The 20736-nt window shown below is 64.5% G+C and carries 23 protein-coding genes; 6 read left to right on the top strand and 17 right to left on the bottom strand.

Going from position 1 to position 20736, the window contains the following annotated elements:
• Positions 1 to 12 precede the first annotated feature (12 nt).
• The 3 genes from ACPPVR_RS15680 to ACPPVR_RS15670 all read right to left on the bottom strand — a co-directional run bounded on the left by ACPPVR_RS15680 (position 13) and on the right by ACPPVR_RS15670 (position 2108).
• Complete coding sequence (locus ACPPVR_RS15680; RefSeq protein ID WP_426615103.1) at positions 13 to 1149, bottom strand: glycosyltransferase family 2 protein; 1137 nt, start codon at positions 1147 to 1149, stop codon at positions 13 to 15.
• Positions 1150 to 1436: 287 nt separating this feature from the next.
• Positions 1437 to 1640 (bottom strand): hypothetical protein, encoded by a 204-nt coding sequence (locus ACPPVR_RS15675; protein WP_426615102.1) that lies wholly within the window; start codon positions 1638 to 1640, stop codon positions 1437 to 1439.
• Positions 1641 to 1727: 87 nt separating this feature from the next.
• Positions 1728 to 2108, bottom strand: coding sequence for a hypothetical protein (locus ACPPVR_RS15670; protein WP_426615101.1), 381 nt, complete (start codon positions 2106 to 2108; stop codon positions 1728 to 1730).
• A 114-nt stretch (positions 2109 to 2222) separates the two neighbouring features.
• Here ACPPVR_RS15670 and ACPPVR_RS15665 point away from each other — a divergent pair, with 114 nt between their 5' ends.
• Both ACPPVR_RS15665 and ACPPVR_RS15660 read left to right on the top strand, forming a co-directional pair.
• Entirely contained in the window at positions 2223 to 3044 is an 822-nt protein-coding gene (locus tag ACPPVR_RS15665) for a DUF72 domain-containing protein (RefSeq protein ID WP_426615100.1), read from the top strand.
• 9 nt (positions 3045 to 3053) lie between these two features.
• A complete protein-coding gene (locus ACPPVR_RS15660) occupies positions 3054 to 3515 on the top strand; it encodes a DUF488 family protein (protein WP_426615099.1) in 462 nt (153 codons plus the stop codon).
• A gap of 114 nt (positions 3516 to 3629) precedes the next feature.
• Here ACPPVR_RS15660 and ACPPVR_RS15655 read toward each other — a convergent pair whose 3' ends face one another.
• The 9 genes from ACPPVR_RS15655 to ACPPVR_RS15615 form a co-directional block, all read right to left on the bottom strand.
• A complete protein-coding gene (locus ACPPVR_RS15655) occupies positions 3630 to 4544 on the bottom strand; it encodes a PhzF family phenazine biosynthesis protein (protein ID WP_426615098.1) in 915 nt (304 codons plus the stop codon).
• Between the two features lie 117 nt (positions 4545 to 4661).
• On the bottom strand, positions 4662 to 5555 hold the full coding sequence (locus ACPPVR_RS15650; protein WP_426615097.1) for an amidohydrolase family protein: 894 nt from the start codon (positions 5553 to 5555) through the stop codon (positions 4662 to 4664).
• Positions 5556 to 5576: 21 nt separating this feature from the next.
• Positions 5577 to 6818 carry an MFS transporter gene (locus ACPPVR_RS15645; protein WP_426615096.1) on the bottom strand — a complete coding sequence of 414 codons (1242 nt, stop codon included), beginning with the start codon at positions 6816 to 6818 and terminating at the stop codon, positions 5577 to 5579.
• A 48-nt stretch (positions 6819 to 6866) separates the two neighbouring features.
• Positions 6867 to 7595 (bottom strand): GntR family transcriptional regulator, encoded by a 729-nt coding sequence (locus tag ACPPVR_RS15640; RefSeq protein ID WP_426615095.1) that lies wholly within the window; start codon positions 7593 to 7595, stop codon positions 6867 to 6869.
• A 443-nt stretch (positions 7596 to 8038) separates the two neighbouring features.
• The gene (locus ACPPVR_RS15635) at positions 8039 to 9346 is read right to left on the bottom strand and encodes an adenylate/guanylate cyclase domain-containing protein (protein WP_426615094.1); all 1308 of its coding nucleotides are present in this window, start codon (positions 9344 to 9346) and stop codon (positions 8039 to 8041) included.
• A gap of 30 nt (positions 9347 to 9376) precedes the next feature.
• A complete protein-coding gene (locus ACPPVR_RS15630) occupies positions 9377 to 10540 on the bottom strand; it encodes an ABC transporter permease (protein WP_426615093.1) in 1164 nt (387 codons plus the stop codon).
• Positions 10537 to 11469: an ABC transporter ATP-binding protein gene (locus ACPPVR_RS15625; protein ID WP_426615092.1), complete on the bottom strand. Its 933-nt coding sequence runs from the start codon at positions 11467 to 11469 to the stop codon at positions 10537 to 10539. Before ACPPVR_RS15625 ends, ACPPVR_RS15630 begins: the two co-directional genes overlap by 4 nt.
• Positions 11466 to 12254 (bottom strand): HlyD family secretion protein, encoded by a 789-nt coding sequence (locus tag ACPPVR_RS15620; protein WP_426615091.1) that lies wholly within the window; start codon positions 12252 to 12254, stop codon positions 11466 to 11468. The genes ACPPVR_RS15625 and ACPPVR_RS15620 overlap by 4 nt, the downstream gene beginning before the upstream one ends.
• Positions 12251 to 12937 (bottom strand): TetR/AcrR family transcriptional regulator, encoded by a 687-nt coding sequence (locus ACPPVR_RS15615; protein WP_426615090.1) that lies wholly within the window; start codon positions 12935 to 12937, stop codon positions 12251 to 12253. The genes ACPPVR_RS15620 and ACPPVR_RS15615 overlap by 4 nt, the downstream gene beginning before the upstream one ends.
• A 113-nt stretch (positions 12938 to 13050) precedes the next feature.
• On the opposite strand from ACPPVR_RS15615, the gene ACPPVR_RS15610 reads away from it, so the two are divergent.
• Genes ACPPVR_RS15610 through ACPPVR_RS15600 form a run of 3 tightly spaced genes read left to right on the top strand, consistent with a single transcriptional unit; the run spans position 13051 to position 14273 of the window.
• Positions 13051 to 13386 (top strand): ArsR/SmtB family transcription factor, encoded by a 336-nt coding sequence (locus tag ACPPVR_RS15610; protein ID WP_212258069.1) that lies wholly within the window; start codon positions 13051 to 13053, stop codon positions 13384 to 13386.
• Entirely contained in the window at positions 13383 to 13847 is a 465-nt protein-coding gene (locus ACPPVR_RS15605; RefSeq protein WP_426615089.1) for an SRPBCC family protein, read from the top strand. Before ACPPVR_RS15610 ends, ACPPVR_RS15605 begins: the two co-directional genes overlap by 4 nt.
• A gap of 12 nt (positions 13848 to 13859) precedes the next feature.
• Positions 13860 to 14273, top strand: coding sequence for a GFA family protein (locus ACPPVR_RS15600; protein ID WP_426615088.1), 414 nt, complete (start codon positions 13860 to 13862; stop codon positions 14271 to 14273).
• A 10-nt stretch (positions 14274 to 14283) separates the two neighbouring features.
• On the opposite strand, the gene adhP is transcribed toward ACPPVR_RS15600, so the two are convergent.
• On the bottom strand, positions 14284 to 15309 hold the full coding sequence (gene adhP / locus ACPPVR_RS15595; RefSeq protein WP_426615087.1) for an alcohol dehydrogenase AdhP: 1026 nt from the start codon (positions 15307 to 15309) through the stop codon (positions 14284 to 14286).
• A 104-nt stretch (positions 15310 to 15413) separates the two neighbouring features.
• Positions 15414 to 15824 (bottom strand): DUF2000 family protein, encoded by a 411-nt coding sequence (locus ACPPVR_RS15590; protein ID WP_426615086.1) that lies wholly within the window; start codon positions 15822 to 15824, stop codon positions 15414 to 15416.
• Between the two features lie 199 nt (positions 15825 to 16023).
• On the opposite strand from ACPPVR_RS15590, the gene ACPPVR_RS15585 reads away from it, so the two are divergent.
• Entirely contained in the window at positions 16024 to 17805 is a 1782-nt protein-coding gene (locus ACPPVR_RS15585; protein ID WP_426615084.1) for a CHAD domain-containing protein, read from the top strand.
• A gap of 32 nt (positions 17806 to 17837) precedes the next feature.
• Here the strand turns inward: ACPPVR_RS15585 and ACPPVR_RS15580 are convergent, their stop codons facing one another.
• The 3 genes from ACPPVR_RS15580 to ACPPVR_RS15570 form a co-directional block, all read right to left on the bottom strand.
• The gene (locus tag ACPPVR_RS15580; RefSeq protein ID WP_426615083.1) at positions 17838 to 18227 is read right to left on the bottom strand and encodes a DUF4189 domain-containing protein; all 390 of its coding nucleotides are present in this window, start codon (positions 18225 to 18227) and stop codon (positions 17838 to 17840) included.
• Positions 18228 to 18432: 205 nt separating this feature from the next.
• Entirely contained in the window at positions 18433 to 20037 is a 1605-nt protein-coding gene (locus ACPPVR_RS15575) for an NTP transferase domain-containing protein (protein ID WP_426615081.1), read from the bottom strand.
• The gene (locus ACPPVR_RS15570; RefSeq protein ID WP_426615079.1) at positions 20034 to 20735 is read right to left on the bottom strand and encodes an XdhC family protein; all 702 of its coding nucleotides are present in this window, start codon (positions 20733 to 20735) and stop codon (positions 20034 to 20036) included. Before ACPPVR_RS15570 ends, ACPPVR_RS15575 begins: the two co-directional genes overlap by 4 nt.
• Position 20736: the final 1 nt, after the last annotated feature.

Genomic DNA, 20736 nt, shown 5'->3' with positions numbered 1-20736 from the left:
TTCCCTGGCGCGCTATTTCTTGCGCCAGACGAACAGTCCCGACATCGCGTAGTTCCACACCACGCCCATCATCGCGCCCGCCATGCCGGCAAGCCACCAGATCGGCTCCTGGTCGTAGACCGAGAAGGCGACGCCGACATTGGCGAGCAGGCCGACGCTGCATACGACGTAGAACATGATCAAGCCGCTCAGGATCGCAAATCCCTTCAGCCGTTGATCGCGATAGGTTAGGAAGTTGTTGAGGATGAAGTTGCTGGTCATGGCGACGATCGCGCCTGCGGCCTGCGCCTCCGCGAACGGCACCTTGATCAGCTCGAGCGCGATGAACAGCGTGGTGAGATGCACCACAAGACCGATACCGCCGACCATCGCGAACAGGATGAAGCGCAGCGACACGATGTCGTTGGTGAGCTTGGCCAGCACCAGGCCGATAAAATCCAGCGCAACCATGGAGTCGAGCTTGCTCTCGCCATGCTGACGCTCACCGAACGTGTAGGGAATTTCGACGGCGCGCAAATCGCCATGCGCGGTCGCGACGAGGTCGAGCAGGATCTTGAAGCCGTGCACCGAAAGCTTCGGCGCCAATTCCTCGAAGCGGTCGCGTCGGACCATGAAGAAGCCGCTCATGGGATCGGCGATCTCGACCCGGAGCATCTTCCTGGCGACCTCAGTCGCAAGCGCGCTGGCGCCGGCGCGCTGCTTGTTGAAGCCTTCGCTCTTGTAGCCCTCGATGTAGCGGCTGCCGACGACGAGATCGGCCTGCCCGCTCGCGAGCAGCGACAGCATTTTCGGCAGTTGCGTCTCGTCATGCTGGAGGTCGGCGTCGATCACCGCTGCGTAGGACGCGCTCGAAGCCAGGATGCCCTCGATGCAGGCGCCCGACAGGCCGCGGCGGCCGATGCGGCGGATGCAGCGCACCCGGCTGTCCTGCTGCGCCAGCGCACGCACGACGTCCCAGGTGCCGTCAGGTGAATTGTCGTCGACGAACACGACCTCCCAGGCGATGCCGACAAGCGATGCCTCCAGCCGCCGGTACAGCACCGTGACGTTGTCGCGCTCGTTGAAGGTCGGGACGACGACGGAAAGCTCCGGCGATCGCGAGCTCGCCTGCGGGGGAGTTTCGGGGCCCGGTCTGATCGCTTCATTCATGACGGCAGCGTATATCCGCCGCGTCCTGCGATGCCAAGGTCCTGCGATGCCAAGGACCTGCGATGCCAAGGATCTGCGATGCGAAGCCGGGGGTCTCGGGGGGAATGGCCCGAAAGGGGCCTAAAATGCAAACGACCCCGGAACGGCGAACCGCGCGTACATCCGGCGCAGCCCAAGCAATTCCAAGGTCGTCCCAACAACGGAGATTGTCACTCAACGTTGCCGTCACAACCTAGATAAGAACGACAAGACCGCTTCGCAAGGGGCCGGAAATGCCTTTTCGGGCCTTATTGGTTCGGGACTTCCCGGATGACGGGGCCTCGCGGCGCGGGCGCAGTGGGGGCTACGGGCGCCCCAGCAGGGGCGGCATCGACCTTCGCCGGCTTGGGCGGCTTGCCGTATTGGCCAATCGGCCCGAACACGACGGCGACCGAAAGCACGATCGCCGCGACGATCGCGCCAAAAATGCCCCCCACCGACTCAGACGACATGCGAGCCCGCCCTTTTTCCAGATCAGCTCAGTCATACCACGGATGAGCGCGCGGCCGGAAGGGCTCCGGACCCCAGGATCAATGCCGCTACTTCTGCGGCGGCCTGTGCTTGACGAAGGCGATCACGATGTCCTTCTGCGCCGACTCCACCGCCCTGTTCGCGGTCGCGAGATGGGCGCCGGAATCGATGGCCGGATATTGCGTGGTGAGATAGTCGAGCAGCGCCACCCGGTAATATTGCCGTTCCGACGGACAGGCGCCGGCGACCGAGCGGCCAAAATCCTGTTCCGACAGGCCCTGATTGCTGTCGCGCGAATACTCCCGCGCCAGGCAATGCCAGTAATCGTCGCGGCCCTGCATGGCGAGCTTCTGCGCACCCTTCGCATCGTCGTCATCAGCCATGGTGGCAGATGTCATGGCAGCAGATGTCATCATCACGAGCGCCGCTCCCATTATCAGCATCCGCATCTTGTTCTCCTTTGCGCAGATTTCGTCGTAGCTTAGACGGGACACGACAACTGGCCAATCACTTCTCGTTTGATTAGGATGTTGGCATCCCTCTCCGTCGATACGAGATCCTCCGTGGCCAAAGCAAAAACCGCGTCAAAAAAATCGGGCAGCATCTTTATCGGCGTCGGCGGCTGGACCTTCGAGCCCTGGCGCGGCGTGTTCTATCCGGAGAAGCTGACGCAGGCGAAGGAGCTGTCCTACGCCGCTTCGAAGCTGACCTCGATCGAGATCAACGGCACCTATTACGGCTCGCAGAAGCCGGAGAGCTTTCGCAAATGGGCAGGCGAAGTGCCGGAGGGTTTTGTGTTCTCGGTCAAGGGACCACGCTTTGCCACCAATCGGCGCGTGCTGGCGGAGGCCGGCGATTCCATCAAGCGGTTCTATGATTCCGGCGTGCTGGAACTCGGCGATCATCTCGGCCCCGTGCTGTGGCAGTTCGCGCCGACCAAGAAATTCGACGGCGCCGATTTCGGCAAGTTCCTCGAACTGTTGCCACGTAAGCTGGACGGGCGCGCGCTGCGCCATGTGGTCGAGGTACGTCATGATAGTTTCTGCACACCGGACTTCGTCGCGCTGATCCGCGACTTCGAGACGCCGGTGGTGTTCGCCGAGCACGGCAAATATCCGGCGATCGCCGACGTCGCCGGCGATTTCGTCTATGCCCGGCTTCAGAAGGGTGATGACGAGATCAAGACCTGCTATCCGCCGAAACAACTCGATGCGTGGAGCAAGCGCTTTCAGGCCTGGGCTGACGGTGGTGAACCCGACGACCTCCCGAAGGTCGACAAGGCCAAGCCCAAGAAAGAACCGCGCGACGTGTTCGCCTACGTCATCCACGAGGGCAAGGTGCGCGCGCCGGCTGGCGCCATGGAACTGATCGCGCGGGTGGCCTGAGGGTGATCCATGGCCAAGGCGAAGAAGCTCTTTACGATCGGTTATGAGCAGACGCCGCCCAAGGCCGTGCTGGACGAGCTTGAGCAGGCCGGCGTCAAGCTTCTGGTCGACGTCCGTGCGGTGACCTCGTCGCGGCGGCCGGGCTTCTCCAAGAAGCAGCTTGCCGCAGCTCTCGATGAACGCGGCATCGCCTATATCCATCTCGCCGCCCTCGGTACGCCCAAGGAAGGCCGCCTCGCCGCGCGCAGCGGGCAATACGGCGTGCTGGAGAGGATCTACTCAAAGCACCTGAAGACGCCGCAGGCCAGGGAAGAGATGGACGAGCTCTCGGCGCTGGTGAAGAAGGCGGGGCCGGTCTGTCTCATGTGCTACGAGCGCGACCATACACATTGCCACCGCCAGATGATCGCGGAGATCATCGAGGAACGGGATGGCGTGTCGGTGAAGAATTTGGTGGGGCGACAGGATTAGCCTCCTTCCGTCATTCCGGGGCGCGCGTAGCGCGAGCCCGGAATCCATTCATCTACCAACTCTGCGGCCCGATGGATTCCGGGCTCGCGACTTCGTCGCGCCCCGGAATGACAACTACCCCTCCCCCGCCAGCCGGAACGTCCCTTCCATCATCTGCACGCAGCTGCCGCCGACATGCGCAGAAACGGTCTTGCCGTCTTGCTTGCGCACGCGGGTCTGCAGCAGGCTCGGCCGGCCCATGTCAAAGCCCTGGCCGACGGTGAGCTTCAACTCGCCGTCACGTGTGGGATCGAGGTCGGCGAACAGTGCGGCGGCGGCGACCGTGGCGCTGCCGGTGGCGGGATCCTCGACGAGGCCGCTGGCGCCGCGCATGAACATCCGCGCCTGCCGCTCGCAAGGCGCCTCCGACGCGGGCACATCGCGCGTGTAGAACCACACTGAGAAGGCACCGTCGCGCGGAAGGATTTTGCCGAAGGCCGCCGCGTCGGGCCTGGCGCGTTTGAGTGCATCGCGCGAATGCAGCTCGGCCACCAGAAACGGCGTTCCGACGCCGACGACCTGCGGCGCATGGCGGTCCGTCTTGATCTCGTCCGCCGTCAAGGAAATGCAGGCCGCGACCTCGGCTGCGGACAATTGCGCGAAGCGCGAAAGCGGCTGCGGCGCGGTGAGCTCGGTGCTGACCACCCGGCCCTGCTCCCGAACAATGTCGACCGGCACGAGCCCGGCCTTCTCCTCGAACAGCAGGCGCGGCTTTGGCTCCTTCGCGATCGTCGCCAGCACGAAGGCGGTGCCGACATTGGGATGACCCGCGAAGGGAATCTCCCGCACCGGCGTGAAGATGCGCACCTCGGCGTCGTTGGCCTTGTCGCGCGGCGGCAGCACGAAGGTCGTCTCGGAATAGTTGAACTCGGTCGCGATCGCCTGCATCTGCGCCGTCGATAAGCCGCCGGCATCGAGCACCACGGCGAGCTGGTTGCCGCCGAAGGCGCGGTCGGTGAACACGTCGACGGTGATGTAGCGGCGCTGCATAGTGAGTCCTCACGCAAGTGGCGGCCGCAACCGGCCGCGTCGCCGGCAGTCTACAAGCCGGCGACATCGTCCGTCATGCCCCAAAATTCGGAGCAATCGGAGCAATCACGACGCGCGTCAGAAACGGAAGAGCGGCCGCGGCGATGCCAGCACTTGCGCGCGCTCGCTCGGGTCGACGATCAGCGCATCGAGAAATTGCCGGTTCTTCGCGTAAGTCTGCGTCGCTTCGAACTGCGTATGCGGCCAGTCGCTGCCCCATAGCAGGCGATCGAGGCCGTAGGCGTTGCGTAGCAGCGGATAGGCTTCTTTCGCAAAACTCTCGCCGGCCGCGCCGTTGCGATACGGCGCGGAGATCTTGACCCAGACGTTCCGCGTCGTGCCGAGCTTCAGCACCGACTGAAAGCCCGGATCGGCGACACCAAGTTTTGGATCGGGCAGCGCGTAGTGATCGAGCACGATCGCGACGCCCTGATCGAGCAGCTGCGGCGCGAGCACAGCGAGATCTGAAGCGTTGCGCTGAATCTCGACCTGCCAGCCCATCGCTTTCACCTGCGCCAGCAGCGTCTTCCATTCGGCAGACGTGAGATCCGGCAAGGGCTGGCCGACGAGGTTGAGGCGGATGCCGACGACGCCAGCGTGGTCGAGCGCGCGCAGCTCATCCGCGGAGACGGCGGGATCAACGACGGCGATGCCGCGCAGGCGGCCGCTGGTCTGCTTCAGGCACTCGACCAGATAGGAATTGTCGGTGCCGAGAAAGCTCGGCTGCACCAGCACGCCATTACTGATGCCGTTGTGGTCGAGCTGCTCCAGATAGAGCGAGAGCGGCGCGTCGTAGTCGGGCGCATAGCGACGGCCGGGCGCGAGCTTGAGGCCGCGGTGAAAGACATGCGCGTGGGTGTCGATCGTCGGCAAGGCCGTCTCACTCATAGCTCTGGTTGCGGTTGCGATCGCGAGGGACGCCAGGCCCGCGCCGAATTGACGGCGCGTGAGGCCGCGCTGGACAAATGTCATGGTTACTCCTCTCCATTCCCGTCAGACGCGCGCCGCCGCAGCCTGCTCGAACACCTTGCCGCGGGTTTCGGGCAGGAGCAGCACCGCGATCAGCACCAGCGAATAAGCGAAGGCAGCATCGATCCCGATTGCTGGCCCGAGCCCGATGTGATCGCTGAGGAAGCCGACCAGGAGGGGGAATGCGGCGGAGACGATGCGGCCAAAATTGTAGCAGAAGCCGACGCCGGTGCCGCGCACGCCTGCCGGATAGAGCTCGCTGAACAGCGCAGCCATGCTGGCCGGAATTCCCGCCGAGAAGAAGCCGAGCGGGAAGCCGAGCACCAGCATCTGCGCATCGGTGAGCGGCGCGAAGATATAGACCAACACCGTCACGATGCAGGCGCTCGCGAACAACGTAACATTGGCGCGGCGGCCGACGCGGTCGCTGATGGTGCCGCTCGCCACGCAGCCGCAGAAGAAGGCGACGATGATGACGGCGAGATAGCCGCTGGAGCCCAGCACCGACAGATGCCGCACTTCACGCAAGTAAGTCGGCAGGAACGTCGTGAGCGCGGCGTAACCGCCATGGGCGCCGATGCCGAACAGACCTCCGACCAGGGTCGAGCGCAGCACGTCGCGGTGGAAGATGCCGGAGAACGTGGCGAAGAACGGCTCTGCGTCCTTTGCAACCGCACGCGGCGGCTCCTTCAAGCCGCGGCGGATGTAGATGATGAGGAGTGCCGGCAGCAGCCCGATCGCAAACAGGATTCGCCAGGCGATATCCGCTGGCGCATAGGTGAAGACCAGCGCGGACAGCAGCACGGCCGCGCCCCAGCCGACAGCCCAGGCGCTCTGCACCGAGCCAAGCGCCTTGCCGCGGTGCTCGGGGCGGATGATCTCGGCCATCAGCACGGCGCCGACGGCCCATTCGGCGCCGAAGCCGAGGCCCTGGATCGCCTTGAGTACCAGGAGCTGGGTGTAGCTCATCGCGAAGGCGCTGGCGAAGGTCGCGAGCGCAAAGGTCAGAACCGTGATCTGGAGCGCCTTGACCCGGCCGAAGCGGTCGCCGAGCGCGCCACCGAGCCAGCCACCGAACGCGCCGAAGAACAGCGTGACCGAGCTGAGCAGGCCGGCATCCGCCTTGCTGATGCTGAACGCGACGATCAACGCCGGAATCGCAAGGCCGAACATCTGGACGTCGAGCGCATCCAGCGCCCAGCCGCCAAAGCTTGCCCAGAACGTGCGCTTCTCGAGCGGCGAGCACTCGCTGTACCAGTTCGACATTGTTTCCCCCTTGAATTTGTTATTGCTTGATCTTGTTGAAGTCCGCCGTCAGCGGATCTCGGCGTGGTAGCGGAATCGGTCGGCCGGTCCGCGCGACCGCCGCCATTCGATTGGTCTTCGCTCCAGGTCGAGCGCGAGACGCTCGATCACGATCAACGGGGCGTGAGCTTCGAGCCTGAGCAGGCGCGCCTGCATTTCGTTGGCCATCTCGACCGTCAGGATTTCCTCGGCCGAGACCACGACCTCGCCGCAACGCTGTTCGTAGAGCGGATAAAGCAGGTCGCCGAACTCGGCGGTGTCGATCTCGAGTATCTTTGCGAAGCGCGATTGCTGGAGCCAGATCTCTTCCGCCAGCAGCGGCACATCGTCGATCAGGCGCAGACGCGACAGGCTGATGACGGGCTCGCCCACCGGGATGCGCAGCGCAGATGCCACGGCGGATGTCGCCACCACGCTTTTGCGCCGGATGATCCGGCTCTTCGGAACGCGGCGCTCACCGCTCTCGGACTGGAAACGGAAGAAGCGGAACAGCGAGGAGTTGAAGCGGGCCCGACGCACAAAAGTGCCGCGGCCCTGCTGGCGCTCCAGCGCGGCATCGGCAACGAGTTGGTCGATCGCCTTGCGCACAGTGCCGATGGCGACGCCGTAATGCGCGCCGAGCTCGGCCTCCGACGGGATCGGCTCGCCTGGCCTCCACTCATTGCGGTTGATCCGCGCGGCGAGGTCGTCGCGCAGGCGCTGGTAGCGTGGCAGGCGGTCGTCGCGCGCTGAATTCATATAGTCATATAGATGACTAGCTGAAATGGGAGTCAAGGACTACTGAAATACCGCAGGAGCGGAACGACCGCGGAGGAGCGCGGGGCCGGGTTGCAGACTTCGCCAACCCGGCCTCGCCTTGCTCGATCGTCAGTTTGTCGTCTTGGGCATGCAGGGCGGCTCCTTGTAGGGCGCAGAGGCATACGCGCCCTCTGCCGGGGCCCTCACGCAGTCCGCCGTTGCGTGAGTTGCGGCGCGCCGCATTGGGGCGCCGTCGCGGGCGGCGGCGGCCTGGGTTTGGTAGACGGAAGCGGCGATCAGGGCGGCCGAGACAAAGGTCAATCGGGTCATGGGTTCTCTCCGCGTGACAAACGGAAGCCGGGGTTTCGGCGTCCTGAGTGCAAGAGCGGATGGCTGCGGCAGATATTTCCGCCGGGCGTTCAAACAAACGCGAGCAGCATCCCTCACCCCAGCTGAAACACCGCGACCTTCTGCTCGTAGCCGCGCACCGTGACCTCGCCGAGCGCCACGGCATCCTCGCCGTCGTCGCCCAGCGCCTCGCGCACGGTTGCGGAGATCAGGAGCTGCGAGCCGAGCTCCTTGTTCAGCGCCTCCAGCCGCGACGCAAAATTCACGGTGTCCCCGATCACGGTGTATTCCTTGCGCCGGGGCGAGCCGATATTGCCGGCGACAACCTCGCCGAAATGGATGCCGATGCCGATCCGCAGCGGCCAGCTCGTCTGCGCGTTGATGCGGTCCATCGCGGTCAGCATCTCGCGGCCGGCGGCGACCGATCGATGCGCCGCGTCGGCGGCTTCCAGCGGCGCGCCGAACAGCGCCAGAAAGCCGTCGCCGAGAAACTTGTTCACGATGCCGCCGTGACGGTCGAGGATGTCGACCAGCACGGCGAAGGCGCCGTCGAGCCGGTCGACGACCTCCTGCGGCGTACGCGACTGCGCGCCGGCTGTGAAGCCGCGAAAATCGACGAACATCACGGCGACGCGGCGAAGGTCGCCGGCCGCGCTGGTGCCTTCCGCCATCAGCCGCTCCACAACCTGCGGCGAGACGTGCTGGCCGAACAGATTGGTCACCCGGTCGCGCGCAGTGGCCGCCGCAATGCTGGCGGCGAATTGCCGCCGCAGCTGCGCGCCGACAGTGCCTGCCAGCGCGCCGCAGATCAGGATGATGGTGCTGCGCACAGCGTGGAAATAGGTCTGGGGTTCGCCGATGCCGCTAGCGGCGTCAAAGTACAGTGCGACGGCGAGCAGCTCGGCGGCAGCCACGAACCCGGTGAAGGTGGACAGCCAGAAATCCAGCCGCAAGGTCGAGAGGATGACGAAGATGAAATAGATCAACGGCACCACGAAGCCGAGCGCCTGGCTTGCGCCCATGCTGCGGATCTGGAGGATCAGGATCACGGTCGGCAGCGACGTTTCGATGAGGGCGCCGATATAGCGCCTGATCACGGGCAGGTCGCGATCGAGCTTCAGTTGGCGCTTGATCTGGCTGTAGACCCAGATTTCGAACAGAATGAAGCCGACCAGGATGCCGTAGATCTCGACAAGTCCCTCCGCGCCGCGCCAGACGCGGTTCACGACCGCCGGATCGGCAAAATGGATCGCGGTGAGAAAGAGGATGATGACACAGCCGGTCGTAATTAGCGCCCGCACCCGCATCAGCTCGGTGCGCAGCACTTCGCGCGTCAGCTCGCGCTCGAACTCCTCCGACAGAACGGCGTGCCCATTGGTCTTCCTGCTCGCAAAGCTGGCCATTCCACCCCCTCGATTCCGGAGTAGTTTGCCTCAATCCAGCGTGCGGCGGAAGCGCGTCACCGCGATGGTCATGGCGACCAGCATCAGGGCTGCCAGCGCCAGCGCGTCGAAGCGCAGATTTTGCATGGTCGCGCCCTTCAGCATGATGGCGCGGACGATGCGCAAGTAATGCGTCAGCGGCAGGCCCTCGCCGACATATTGCGCCCAGGTCGGCATGCCCGCGAACGGGAACATGAAGCCGGACAGCAAAATGCTCGGCAGGAAGAACATCATCGACATCTGCATGGCCTGGAGCTGGTTCTGCACCACCGTCGAGATGGTGTAGCCGATCGCCAGATTGGTGGTGATGAACAGCGTCGAGAGCAGCGCCAGCAGGAACAGATTGCCGAGCACGGGCACGCCGAACAGGAACACGCCGATACCGATGATCAGGAACGCCTGAACGAAGCCGACCAACACGTAAGGGATGATCTTGCCGAACATCACCTCGACCGGCTTGATCGGCATCGACAGCAGGCTCTCCATGGTGCCGCGCTCGACCTCGCGCGTGACCGAGAGCGCGGTGAAGATCAGCATGGTCATGGTGAGAATGGTGCCGACCAGGCCCGGCACGATGTTGAGGCTGGAGGACGCGGCCGGATTGTAGCGGGCATGCGCGCGGATCTCGAACGGCATCTCCGGGGGATCGCCGATGTAGAGATCGTGCTGGAGCGCAGTCTGCACGATCATGCCGAGCGAGCCGAGCGCTGAGCTCGCCGCCACCGGATCGGTGGCATCAGCTGCGACCAGTAGCGCCGGTCTGTCGCCGCGCCGCACCGCGCGCTCGAAGCCGCGCGGGATCTCGACGCCGAACAGAACCTTGCCGGACTTCAAGAGATTATCGAAATCGTCGACGTCGTGCACCTCATAGATGAAGCGGAAATAGGCGGTGTTCTCCAGCGCCTTCAGGATCGAGCGGGCGAGATCGCTGTCTTCCTGCAACAAGACCGCGCTCGGCAGATTGTGCGGCGTGGTGTTGATGGCATAGCCGAACAGCAAAAGCTGCATCACCGGCAGCATCACGATCATCGCGAACGAGACACGATCGCGTTTGAGCTGGATGAATTCCTTGATCAGCATCGCATAGGAGCGCTTCCAGAAGCCGAAGCGCTCGCGGATTTCGCGTACGGGAGCCGGATGATCGACGGCGGTCATTGGAAATTGTCCTTGGAGCGGCTCATCAGCTCGATGAAGACGTCTTCCAGCGACGGCGCGGACTTCTGCCAGTGCAGGCCGCTCTTGTCGCGCCACGGCGTGATGGTCGTCTCCAATGCGGCGACATCGCGCCCCGAGACGTGCAGCGAGGTGCCGAACGGCGCCACCATGTCGACACCAGGCTTGCCGATAAGCTGGGCCGTCAGGCTGTTCAGGTCCTCGCCCGTCACCATGTAAGTCGTGAGCGCGGATTTCGCGATCACCTCGTCGACCGTGCCGTGCGCCAAGAGATGGCCATAGGCGATGTACGCGATCTCGTGGCAGCGCTCGGCCTCGTCCATGTAATGGGTCGAGACCAGCACGGTGAGACCGTCGGCTGCGAGCGCGTGGATCTCGTTCCAGAAATCGCGCCTCGCCTTGGGATCGACGCCGGCGGTAGGCTCGTCGAGCAGCAATAATTGCGGATTGGGCAGCGTGCAGGCACCTAAAGCAAGCCGCTGCTTCCAGCCGCCGGAGAGCTCGCCCGCGAGCTGCTCCTCACGGCCCGAAAGCCCGAGCCGCTTGATCATGTCGCGCGCGGCACCGCGCGCATCGCGCAGGCCGTAGAGCCGCGCGACGAATTCGAGATTCTCGCGGACCGAGAGGTCCTGATAGAGGCTGAAGCGCTGGGTCATGTAGCCGACCTGGCGCTTGATGCGGTCGGCATCGCGGCGGATGTCGTAGCCGAGGCAGGTGCCCTCGCCGCTGTCGGGCGTGAGCAGGCCGCAGAGGATGCGGATGGTGGTGGTCTTGCCCGAGCCGTTAGGCCCGAGGAAGCCGTAGATCGAGCCGCGCTTCACCTGCATCGACAAATCGTGCACGACCTCGCGGCCGCCGAACGACTTCGTCAGGCCCTTGACGTCGATCGCGATGCCGTTGCCGCCGCTCATCGCTTGTCCGCCACCGGGGTTTTCGGGTTGAGATAGACGCTGATGGGCTGGCCGACGCGCAAGACATCCGGCCGCGACGGCCGCGCCTGGATCAGATAGACGAGCTTGTTGCGCTCATCGAGGCTGTAGATCACCGGCGGGGTGTATTCGGCATTGGTCGCGATGAAGTAGATCCTTGCGGTGAGATCCGCGGCGCAATTGTCACAAGCGATCCGCACCTCGTCGCCGATCGCAAGTTTCGGCAGCTCCCTCTCCGGCACGAAGAAGCGCAGCTTCATGTTGCCGGGCGGCATGATCGAGAGCACCGGTCGCTGCGCCGCCACCATCTCGCCCTCGCGGAAATAGATCTGCTGGATGGTGCCGGCAACCGGCGCGAAGCCCTTTCGCCGGGTCAGACGCGTCTGCGACGTCACCACCCGCGCTTGTGCGACCCGCAAATCCGAGACCGCGGAATCGAGCGCCGCCTGCGTGCCCGAGCCTGTCTTTCGCAGCGAATCCGCTCGGTCAAAGACCTGTTGCGCATTGGCCAGCGTCGCCTTGGTCTGGTTGAGATCGGCGAGCTGGAGATCGTCGTCGACCTCATAGAGGGCGTCACCAACCTTCACGGCGTCGCCCTCGCGGATGTCGAGCTTCGTCACCCGCCCCGCTTCGTCGGGGCTGACGAAGATCATGTCGGCCTCGACCCAGCCCTGGAAGCCGGGATCGCGTTTCTCGTTGCAGCCGGCAAGTCCGGCTGCAAGCACAGTGGCCAATGCCAATCTGAAAACAACTTGCGACGACCTCATGTCGTCCTCCGTTCGCCAAAGATCAAATCGAGATGGACGCGCAGCATGTCCTGCGCATCGAGCGGCGCGTGCCGCGCAAACAGGCTCTGCCAGATCACCGCGATCATCGCGGGCGCGATCAGGATCTGCGGATAGCGCGCAAGGTCCTTCTCGCGGATCTCGCCGCGGGCGATGCCGAGCTCGATCAGCGCGCGCATGCCCGCGATCCCGCGCGAGACGACCTCGCGATAGTAGAAGTCGGCCACAGACGGAAAGCGCGGCCCCTCCGCCACGATCAGGCGCACGAGATCGCCGCGCCTGGTGCCGATGACCTCTTTCAGGAAGTTATTGGCAAATGCTTCGATGAGATCGCGCACCGAGCCCGTCAGCGGCGGCAGCGCGTTGAGGCGCGCCACCACCGGTACGATCACGGTGCGTACCAGCTCCTCGAACATCGATTCCTTGTCCTTGAAGTGCAGGTAGATCGTGCCCTTGGCGACGCCAGCGCGCCTGGCAATGTCGTCGAGCCGCGTCGCGGCAAAGCCGCGCGCGATGAACTCCTCCATCGCCGCCTCCACAATCGCCGCACGCCGCTCCGCCGCGCGCGTGGCCCGGTTCGACGCAGGCGCGGCGGCCTCGTCGCCTGTTTCGCGCGCGCGGCTCCTTGCTTGGGTTGCCGCAGCTTTGGTCGGCCTCTTTGTCATTTCTAATTTATGACTGACTGGTCAGTCATAGTCAATTGAGAATCCGAAAGTGCTGAAGATGGCCAAGATGAATTAGTGTTGACTAATGAATTAGCGCTTGCTAATCGATTGACATGATCGAAGCTGCCCCTAACCCCGTCACCGCCGTGATGCGCGCCCTCGCCGATCCGACCCGCCGCGCCGTGTTCGAGCGCGTGTTCGACAGCAAGGAGATCAGCGTCGCCGAGCTGACGCGCGGCAGCGGCGTGACTCAAGGAGCCATCTCGCAGCACCTGAAATCGTTGAAACAGGCCGGCCTCGTCGCCGAGCGTGCAGAGGGCCGCAACGTCTATTATCGCGCCGCGCCACAAGGTCTCGAGCCGCTCGTCACCTGGATGGACCATTACGGCGTCTTCTGGCGCGAGCGCTTCCAGAACCTGCGTGACCTCTTGAAGGAGATCGACCCGTGAGTGCAGCCGAGTTCAAAGCCGAGACCAAAGACATCGTGTTGGACGACGTCTTCCCTCACGCACCGGAGACGATCTGGAAAGCGCTGACCAGCGCCCAGCTGATCGCACGCTGGTTGATGCCGCCGACCGGCTTCGAGGCCGTCGAAGGCAACACCTTCACCTACCAGACCACTCCGGGCGGCGCCTGGGATGGCGTGATCCATTGCCGCGTTCTGGAGGTCGTGCCTTTCAGGCGCCTCGTCTACGCCTGGACGGGCGGCGACGACCGCAACATTGGCTACGGCGCGCCGCTCGACACCATCGTGACCTGGTCGTTGACCCCGGTCGAAGCCGGCACGCGGATTCAATTGGTCCATGCGGGCTTCGTCCTGCCCAAGAACGACAGTGCCTACACCACGATGAGCGGCGGCTGGAAGAAGGTCGTCAGGGAGCTCAACGAGATCAGCGGCGAAGAGAGTTAAGGAGTTATCGCGATGACCAAGCCCTTTACCGGCGGCTGCGCCTGCGGCGCGATCCACTATTCGATCGCCAGCGAGCCCTTGTTCGCCAACCACTGCCAGTGCCGGGACTGCCAGCGCGAAAGCGGCACTGGCCACGGCTCGTACGCCACATTCGCACGCGCCGGCGTCACGGTGACAGGCGAGGCCAGCCGATGGGACATGGTCGGCGACAGCGGCAATGTGAAGACGCGCGCCTTCTGCCCCGTGTGCGGCGTGGCGGTCTACATGACCTTCTCCGCAATGCCCGACATCTTCACCATCCGCGCTGCGAGCCTCGACGAGCCTGGCCGCTACAAGCCGCAGGTTATCACTTACGCCGCGCGCGGACATGACTGGGATCATCTCGATCCGGAGCTGACGAAGTTCGAGACCATGCCGCCGAGGTAACGCGCTGGCGCTAGCCAAAATCCAGCACCATCCGGCCGTCGATCTTGCCTGCTTTCATTCGCTCGAAGACGTCGTTGATCTCTGCGAGCGGCACCTTCGTCACCTCGGCCTTCACCTTGCCGTCGGCGGCGAATGCGATGGCTTCGTCGAGATCGCGGCGGGTGCCGACGATGGAGCCGCGGACGGTGATGCGTTTGAGCACGACGTCGAAGATCGGCGTCGGGAATTCACCCGGCGGCAGGCCGACGAGACTGACGGTGCCCTTGCGGCGCACCATTTTCAGCGCCTGAGCGAACGCCGCGGTCGACACCGCCGTCACCAGCACGCCGTGCGCCCCTCCCCCGGTCGCGGCCAGCACCTTGTCCATGGCATCGTTTGCGAGCGCGTTGACCGCAAGATCGGCGCCGGTCTCGCGTGCGAGCGCGAGCTTGTCCTCGGCGATATCGACGGCGGCGACCTTGAAGCCCATCGCCTTCGCATACTGGATCGCGACATGGCCGAGCCCGCCGACGCCCGATATCGCGACCCACTCGCCGGGCCGCGCCTCGGTTTCCTTCAATCCCTTGTAGGTGGTGACGCCGGCGCACAGGATCGGCGCGACGGCGGCAAAATCGATCGTCGCCGGCAATTTTGCGGCGAAGGCGGCCGAGGCGATGACATATTCGGCAAAACCGCCATTCACGCTGTAGCCGGTGTTGTGCTGGTGCTCGCACAGCGTCTCCCAGCCGGTCTCGCAATATTCGCAAGACATACACGCATCGTGCAGCCACGCGACACCGACGGCGTCGCCGACCTTTAGATTTTTCACGCCGGACCCGAGCGCCGCGACGACGCCGGCCACCTCATGACCGGGAATGAAGGGAGGAACCGGCTTCACCGGCCAGTCGCCGGAGGCCGCGTGCAGATCGGTGTGGCAGACGCCGCAGGCCTTGACCTTGACCAGGACTTCCCCGGAACCGGGCTGCGGCACGGGCACGTCCTCGATCACCAGCGGCTTGCCGAATTGTCTGACGACTGCGGCTTTCATGGTCGGCATCGCTCTGCTCCTTTGCATGACCGGATGCAAACTAGCGATGCCGCACGACTCTCCCTTGATTGGAGTCAAACAACGCAAGTTTATTCATCGCAGACGCGGTCGCGTCAGCTGTGGAACTTGAGGCCGTCGACGATCTTGTCGATCACCTTGCGTTCGGCGCGCATCGCGATGCCGACGAGATTGAGGTCCGTGCGCACCACCGCCTTCACCACCTCGCGATTCGCTGCATCGTGCGTGGTCTTGAACATATCCTCGGTATAGACCGCCGGCGTGACGTTGCGCGTGAGCGCTCGATCAAGCGCGCGCGACAAGGCCGGAGCATCGGCTCCATAGATCAGGATCGGCTGGCCGATCAGCGCAAGATAATTCGTTCCTGACGCGTCCTCATAGGCATCGCCGATGCATTCCGGAAAGGCGGCCGCGACGCCGCCCGTCAGGAACGATGCGACATTGAGCTTCTGCCAGGGCTGAAGGTCGTTGCGGATGACAACGGCAATCTTCGTGTCGAACAGCATGAATTCTCCCACACACATCCAAGCGTCGGGAAAGAAAAGACAATTTCTCGCACGACGATCGCGTATGCGAATGTAACCCGAATTGACCTATCGATCACAGTTCGGAAATTTCAATCGAGATGCGACCGGATACGCTTCTCCTGAGGAGTCGAGTGGGCTATATCTCGCGCCCCTGTCATCGAACTGTCATAAACTGAGTATGTCGGAAACTGGCACGATCAAGCGAGCCTTCGAACCCGTGCAGCGTCCGGCAAGGACCAACGGTCATCCTTTCCCGGAGGAGACGAAGAAGGTCAGGAACTCCGCCGCTTCTGGCGCAGGACCTGGTTCCGAGTCCCCTGACAGCAAACTCTCGAACAGCGGATACTCTCAGGCCGACCTCGTCGCCGATGAAACGCGCGGCGAAGCGACGGCTGCGGAAACATCTCGCGATGTTGCGCCACGCGCCACCGAGATCGAGCTCAAGCTGCTCGTGGATTCCGATCGCCTGGCCGATTTCAGCAACGCACCTGTCATCGTCGCAAACGCACGCAACAAGGGCTCGCGCAAGCATCTCAGGGCTGTCTACTACGATACGCCCAAGCGCGTGCTTCAACGCAACGGATTGAGTTTTCGGGTCCGACAGAGCGGCGCGCGTTTCACCCAGACGGTGAAGACCGAATTCGGCAACGATCCGCTCCGGCGTGGCGAATGGGAGGCGAACGTGCCTTCCATGACTCCCGACATCGCGCTGGCGCTGCCTTTCATTCCGGAGAAGCTGCGCGCCGATCTCGAACGCCACCCGCTCGAAGCCATCTTCACCACTGACATTCACCGGCATCAGCGCGTGCTCGATTTGCCGTCTGGCACGGTCGAAATCGCTTTCGACAAGGGCTATCTGAAATCCGGCGATCGATCGATGCCGGTCAGCGAGATCGAACTCGAGCTCAAGACCGGCAGCGCGTCCGCGATCTACGAGCTCGCGCTTCGGCTCGCGGAGCATGGACCGGCCAAGCCTTCCATTCGCAGCAAATCGTCACGCGGATTTGAGCTCGCGGCCGACACGCCACCGGCCGCGAGAAGGCCGCGCAAGCTTCGCCTTGATCCATCTTCATCGCTCGACGAGGCGTTTGCCACGATCCTGCGTGCCTGTCTGCACCATTTGCTGCAGTCACTTCCCGCCGCCGAGGATGGGCGCGATCCCGAGGGCGTTCACCAGCTTCGCGTCGCGCTGCGCCGCCTCCGATCCGCGCTGGACCTGATGCGATCGGTCGTGTCGTTGAGCAAGCTCGACCTGCTGCGGTCCGAGGCCAAATGGCTGGCGCAAAATCTGTCCCCCGCGCGCGACTGGGACGTCTTCCAGCAGCAGACGTTGCGCGTCGTTGCGCAAGGCTGCCCCGCAATCGCAGGCTTCGACGCGCTGGAAGCAGCCGTCGAGCAACGCCGCCTGGCGAGCTACGACAAGGTACGCCAGGTGCTGGCCGACCGCCGGGCATCGTATTTCCTGATCGGGCTTGGCGGCTGGATCGAAGCCCGCGGCTGGCGCGGCGACGTCGCGCCGGAGCATCTCGCACAACTGGCCGAGCCGGCTATGAACTTCGCGCAACGCATCCTCTCGGCTCAGCATGCCAAAGTGCTCAAGCGTGGCCGTCGCTTCAAATCGCGCAGCCCGGAACAGCTGCACCGGCTGCGGCTGGCCGCGAAGAAGCTGCGCTACGTCACCGACTTCCTGTTGCCGCTCTATGGGCAGCGAAAATCAACCAGGCGATTTTCCAGAGGGCTGGCCGACCTGCAACATGAGCTCGGACTCTACAACGACATGGCGACGACTGCGTCACTGCTCGCGGACGTCGGCACGGAGTCGCCAGGCAGCGGCACCGCGGCAGCCGCGATCGCCGGCTGGCAGGCGCACGCGATGGTCGGCGTCGCGCCGCGCCTGAAGAGGGCGTGGTCGGATTTCGGCAAGACGAAGGTGCCCTGGTCGGCCGAGGCGGAGGCCTGATCGGCCGGGTCAGCGACTGCCAGGGGCGGCTTTCAGCCTTTGGCGTCGCAGGCCCAGGCGCGGATCACGCATTCCTTGCCGCCAAATTTGTAGCATTCGCGCGTGGCGGCGTTGAGCGTGGCCGAGATCTTCGGCTTCACGGCATAGCCATAGGCGCCGCACGGATTGGCGAGATCGACCGACATCGCCGCACAGGCACGCTTCATCGTCACCGTCGTGCACTCGCCCTTGCACTGCTTCTGCGCCGCGGCGCGGGCCTCGTGCTCGGCGCCATAGTCATAGGCCTGGCCATAGGCGCCGCACTTGCCGACCGCAAACGCGCCGGCAGCGTGGGCTTCGGTGATGTGGCGGGCGCCGGCGACACAAATCGACAGCGCAAAGAAAAACATCGCGCAGCGGCGCGCGACGACATTCGAAGCCATGGAAATCCCCTCCCCCCAAGGCAGGTGGAGGAACTCTAAGCGCGGGACCGTTTCCAGATGGTGAACGGAGAGTTGAAATGGGCTTGTAGGGCGGCTTAGCGAAGCATAATCCGCCAGCTGTTTCACCGCGGAAACAGCAGTGGTGGGTTACGCCATGCGGACCGCGCATTGCGCAGCCGCAAGGCTAACCCACCTCACGGCGCCGTCATCCTCGCCGTGCCGCTTCCAGCGCCTGCGGCGTGTCGATGTCGAGGAAGGCGCCCTCGCCGTCGACGGGCACTTCGGCGACCGCCTCGGTGTGCTTGGCGATCAGGTGCCGCGCGCCGACGTCGCCGTCGAGCGTCATCAATTCGTTGAAGAAGCGGCGCGACCACAGCACGGGATTGCCGCGGCGGCCGTCGCTGACCGGCACGACGATGAGGTTGCCGCGGTCCGGCGCAAAGCCGTCGATGAGGCGGTCGATCAGGCCGGCATCGATCAGCGGCATGTCGCCGAGACAGACTACGGCGCCGTTGCAACCTTCCGGCACGGCCGCGATGCCGGCCTTGACCGAGCTCGCGATGCCGCCGGCGAAATCCGGGTTCTTGACGAATTTGACCTTCAAACCTTTCAGCGCCTGCTCGACCAGCTCCGTCTGGTGGCCGGTGACGACGATCACCTCGGATGCTCTTGAGGCGAGTGCCTGCTCGGTCGCAATCCGCACCAGCTTCTTGCCGTCGAGCTCGGCCAACATCTTGTTCGGCCCACCCATCCGGGTCGAACGTCCCGCCGCGAGCACGATGGCGGCGATCTGGCTGTTGCCCTCGCTCTCGGGCTTGGCGCGCGGCTGCGGGCGCGTCACGATCTCCATCAGGAGCCCGCCGACGCCCATGCCCATCAGTTCGGAGCGCGTCACCTTGATGCCGGCAAGCAGCCGCATCAGCACCCAGTCAAAACCATTCTCGACCGGCGAGCGCGCGCAGCCCGGCGCGCCCAGCACCGGCACGCCACCGGCGCGCGCGATCAAAAGCAAATTGCCGGGATCGACCGGCATGCCGAAATGCTCGATCTCGCCGCCGACCTCGGTGACCGCCGCCGGGATCACGTCGCGGCGGTCGGCAATGGCCGAGGCGCCGAACACGATGACGAGCTCGGCGCCGAGCGCGAGCAGCTCCTTGATCGCTGCCGACAGCGCCCGCTCATCGTGTTGGACCCGTCGCTCGGCGATGATGCTCGCGCCGGCCGGCGCGAGCCGATCGGCAGTGACGCGCAGCGTCTTGTCGACCACCTTGGAGGACAGCCCCGGCAGCAGCGTCGAGACCACACCGACGCGCTTGATCACGTAGGGCGCAATCTTCAAGACGTCCCTGCCGGCAGCCTTCACCGCGGCATCGCGCAAAGCCCCTTCGACGCCGAACGGAATGATCTTCACGGTGCCGACCATCTCGCCTTCGACCACCGGCTTGAAGGCGGAGAGCGTCGCAAAGGTGATGGCTTCGTCGATATTGTTGATGCGGTCGACCGCGCCGCGGTCGATCACCAGCAGGCCGGGGCGCGCGGCAAACAGATTGGCACGGCCAGTGAAGGCGCGCTCGACATGAATACCCTCGCCGCCGATCGCAAGCGCGATGCTGGCGGCCGCGACGTCCTCGGAGACGTCGCCCTCTTCCATCCGCACCACGACGACGTCCTTGATGCCGGCGCGCGTCAGCGCTTCGACCTCGGCAGCGCCGATCGTCGTGCCTTTCTTCAGCACCAGCGGTCCCTGGCGCAGGGTGTGGACGGTTACCCCGCCGATCGCGTCCTTGGGGCTCGCCGGACCGAACTTCATGCCGCTTCTTCTTTTTCTTTGGGAGGTAGCCGAAGCACCGCCGTGATCTCGGCCATGATCGACACCGCAATCTCGGACGGTGAAACCGCGCCGATCGCAAGTCCAATAGGAGCGCGTATGCGCGCCACGTCGCTGTCCTTGGCGCCCTGCGCCCGCAGCCGGTCGCCGCGCTTGGCATGCGTCTTCCGTGAGCCGAGCGCGCCGATATAGAAGCAGTTGCGCTCGAAGGCGTGCAGCAGCGCGGGATCGTCGATCTTCGGATCGTGCGTCACCGCGACGAAGGCGGTGTAGGCATCGACATTGAGCGGCGGCAGCGCGACGTCAGGCCATTCCGCGACCAGCGGAATGTCGGGGAAGCGCTCAGGGCTCGCAAAGGCCGTGCGCGGATCGACCACCGTGACGTCATAGCCGAGCGAGCGCGCCAGCGGCGCGAGCGCCTGGCTGATATGGACCGCGCCGATGATGACGAGCCTTGCGGTCGGCGCATAGACGTTGAGGAACAGTTTTTTGCCGCCGGCCTCGACATTGGCGCTCTTGCCCATGCGAAGCTGCTTGTCCAGCTCGGCGCCCAGCGGGTCTTTCGCAAAGTCTTTCGCCTTCACCAGGCGCTGCTCGCCGCTCTCGGTGTCCGTCACCAGAATGACCGGCCGGCGCGCCGCGCGCTCGGCGTTGAGTTCGTGCAGGATCTCCAGCTTCACG

Origin of the sequence: Bradyrhizobium sp. McL0616 (assembly GCF_049993385.1) — a bacterium.
In the GTDB taxonomy this organism is placed as follows: domain Bacteria; phylum Pseudomonadota; class Alphaproteobacteria; order Rhizobiales; family Xanthobacteraceae; genus Bradyrhizobium.
This window is presented reverse-complemented; position numbering and strand designations above follow the sequence as displayed.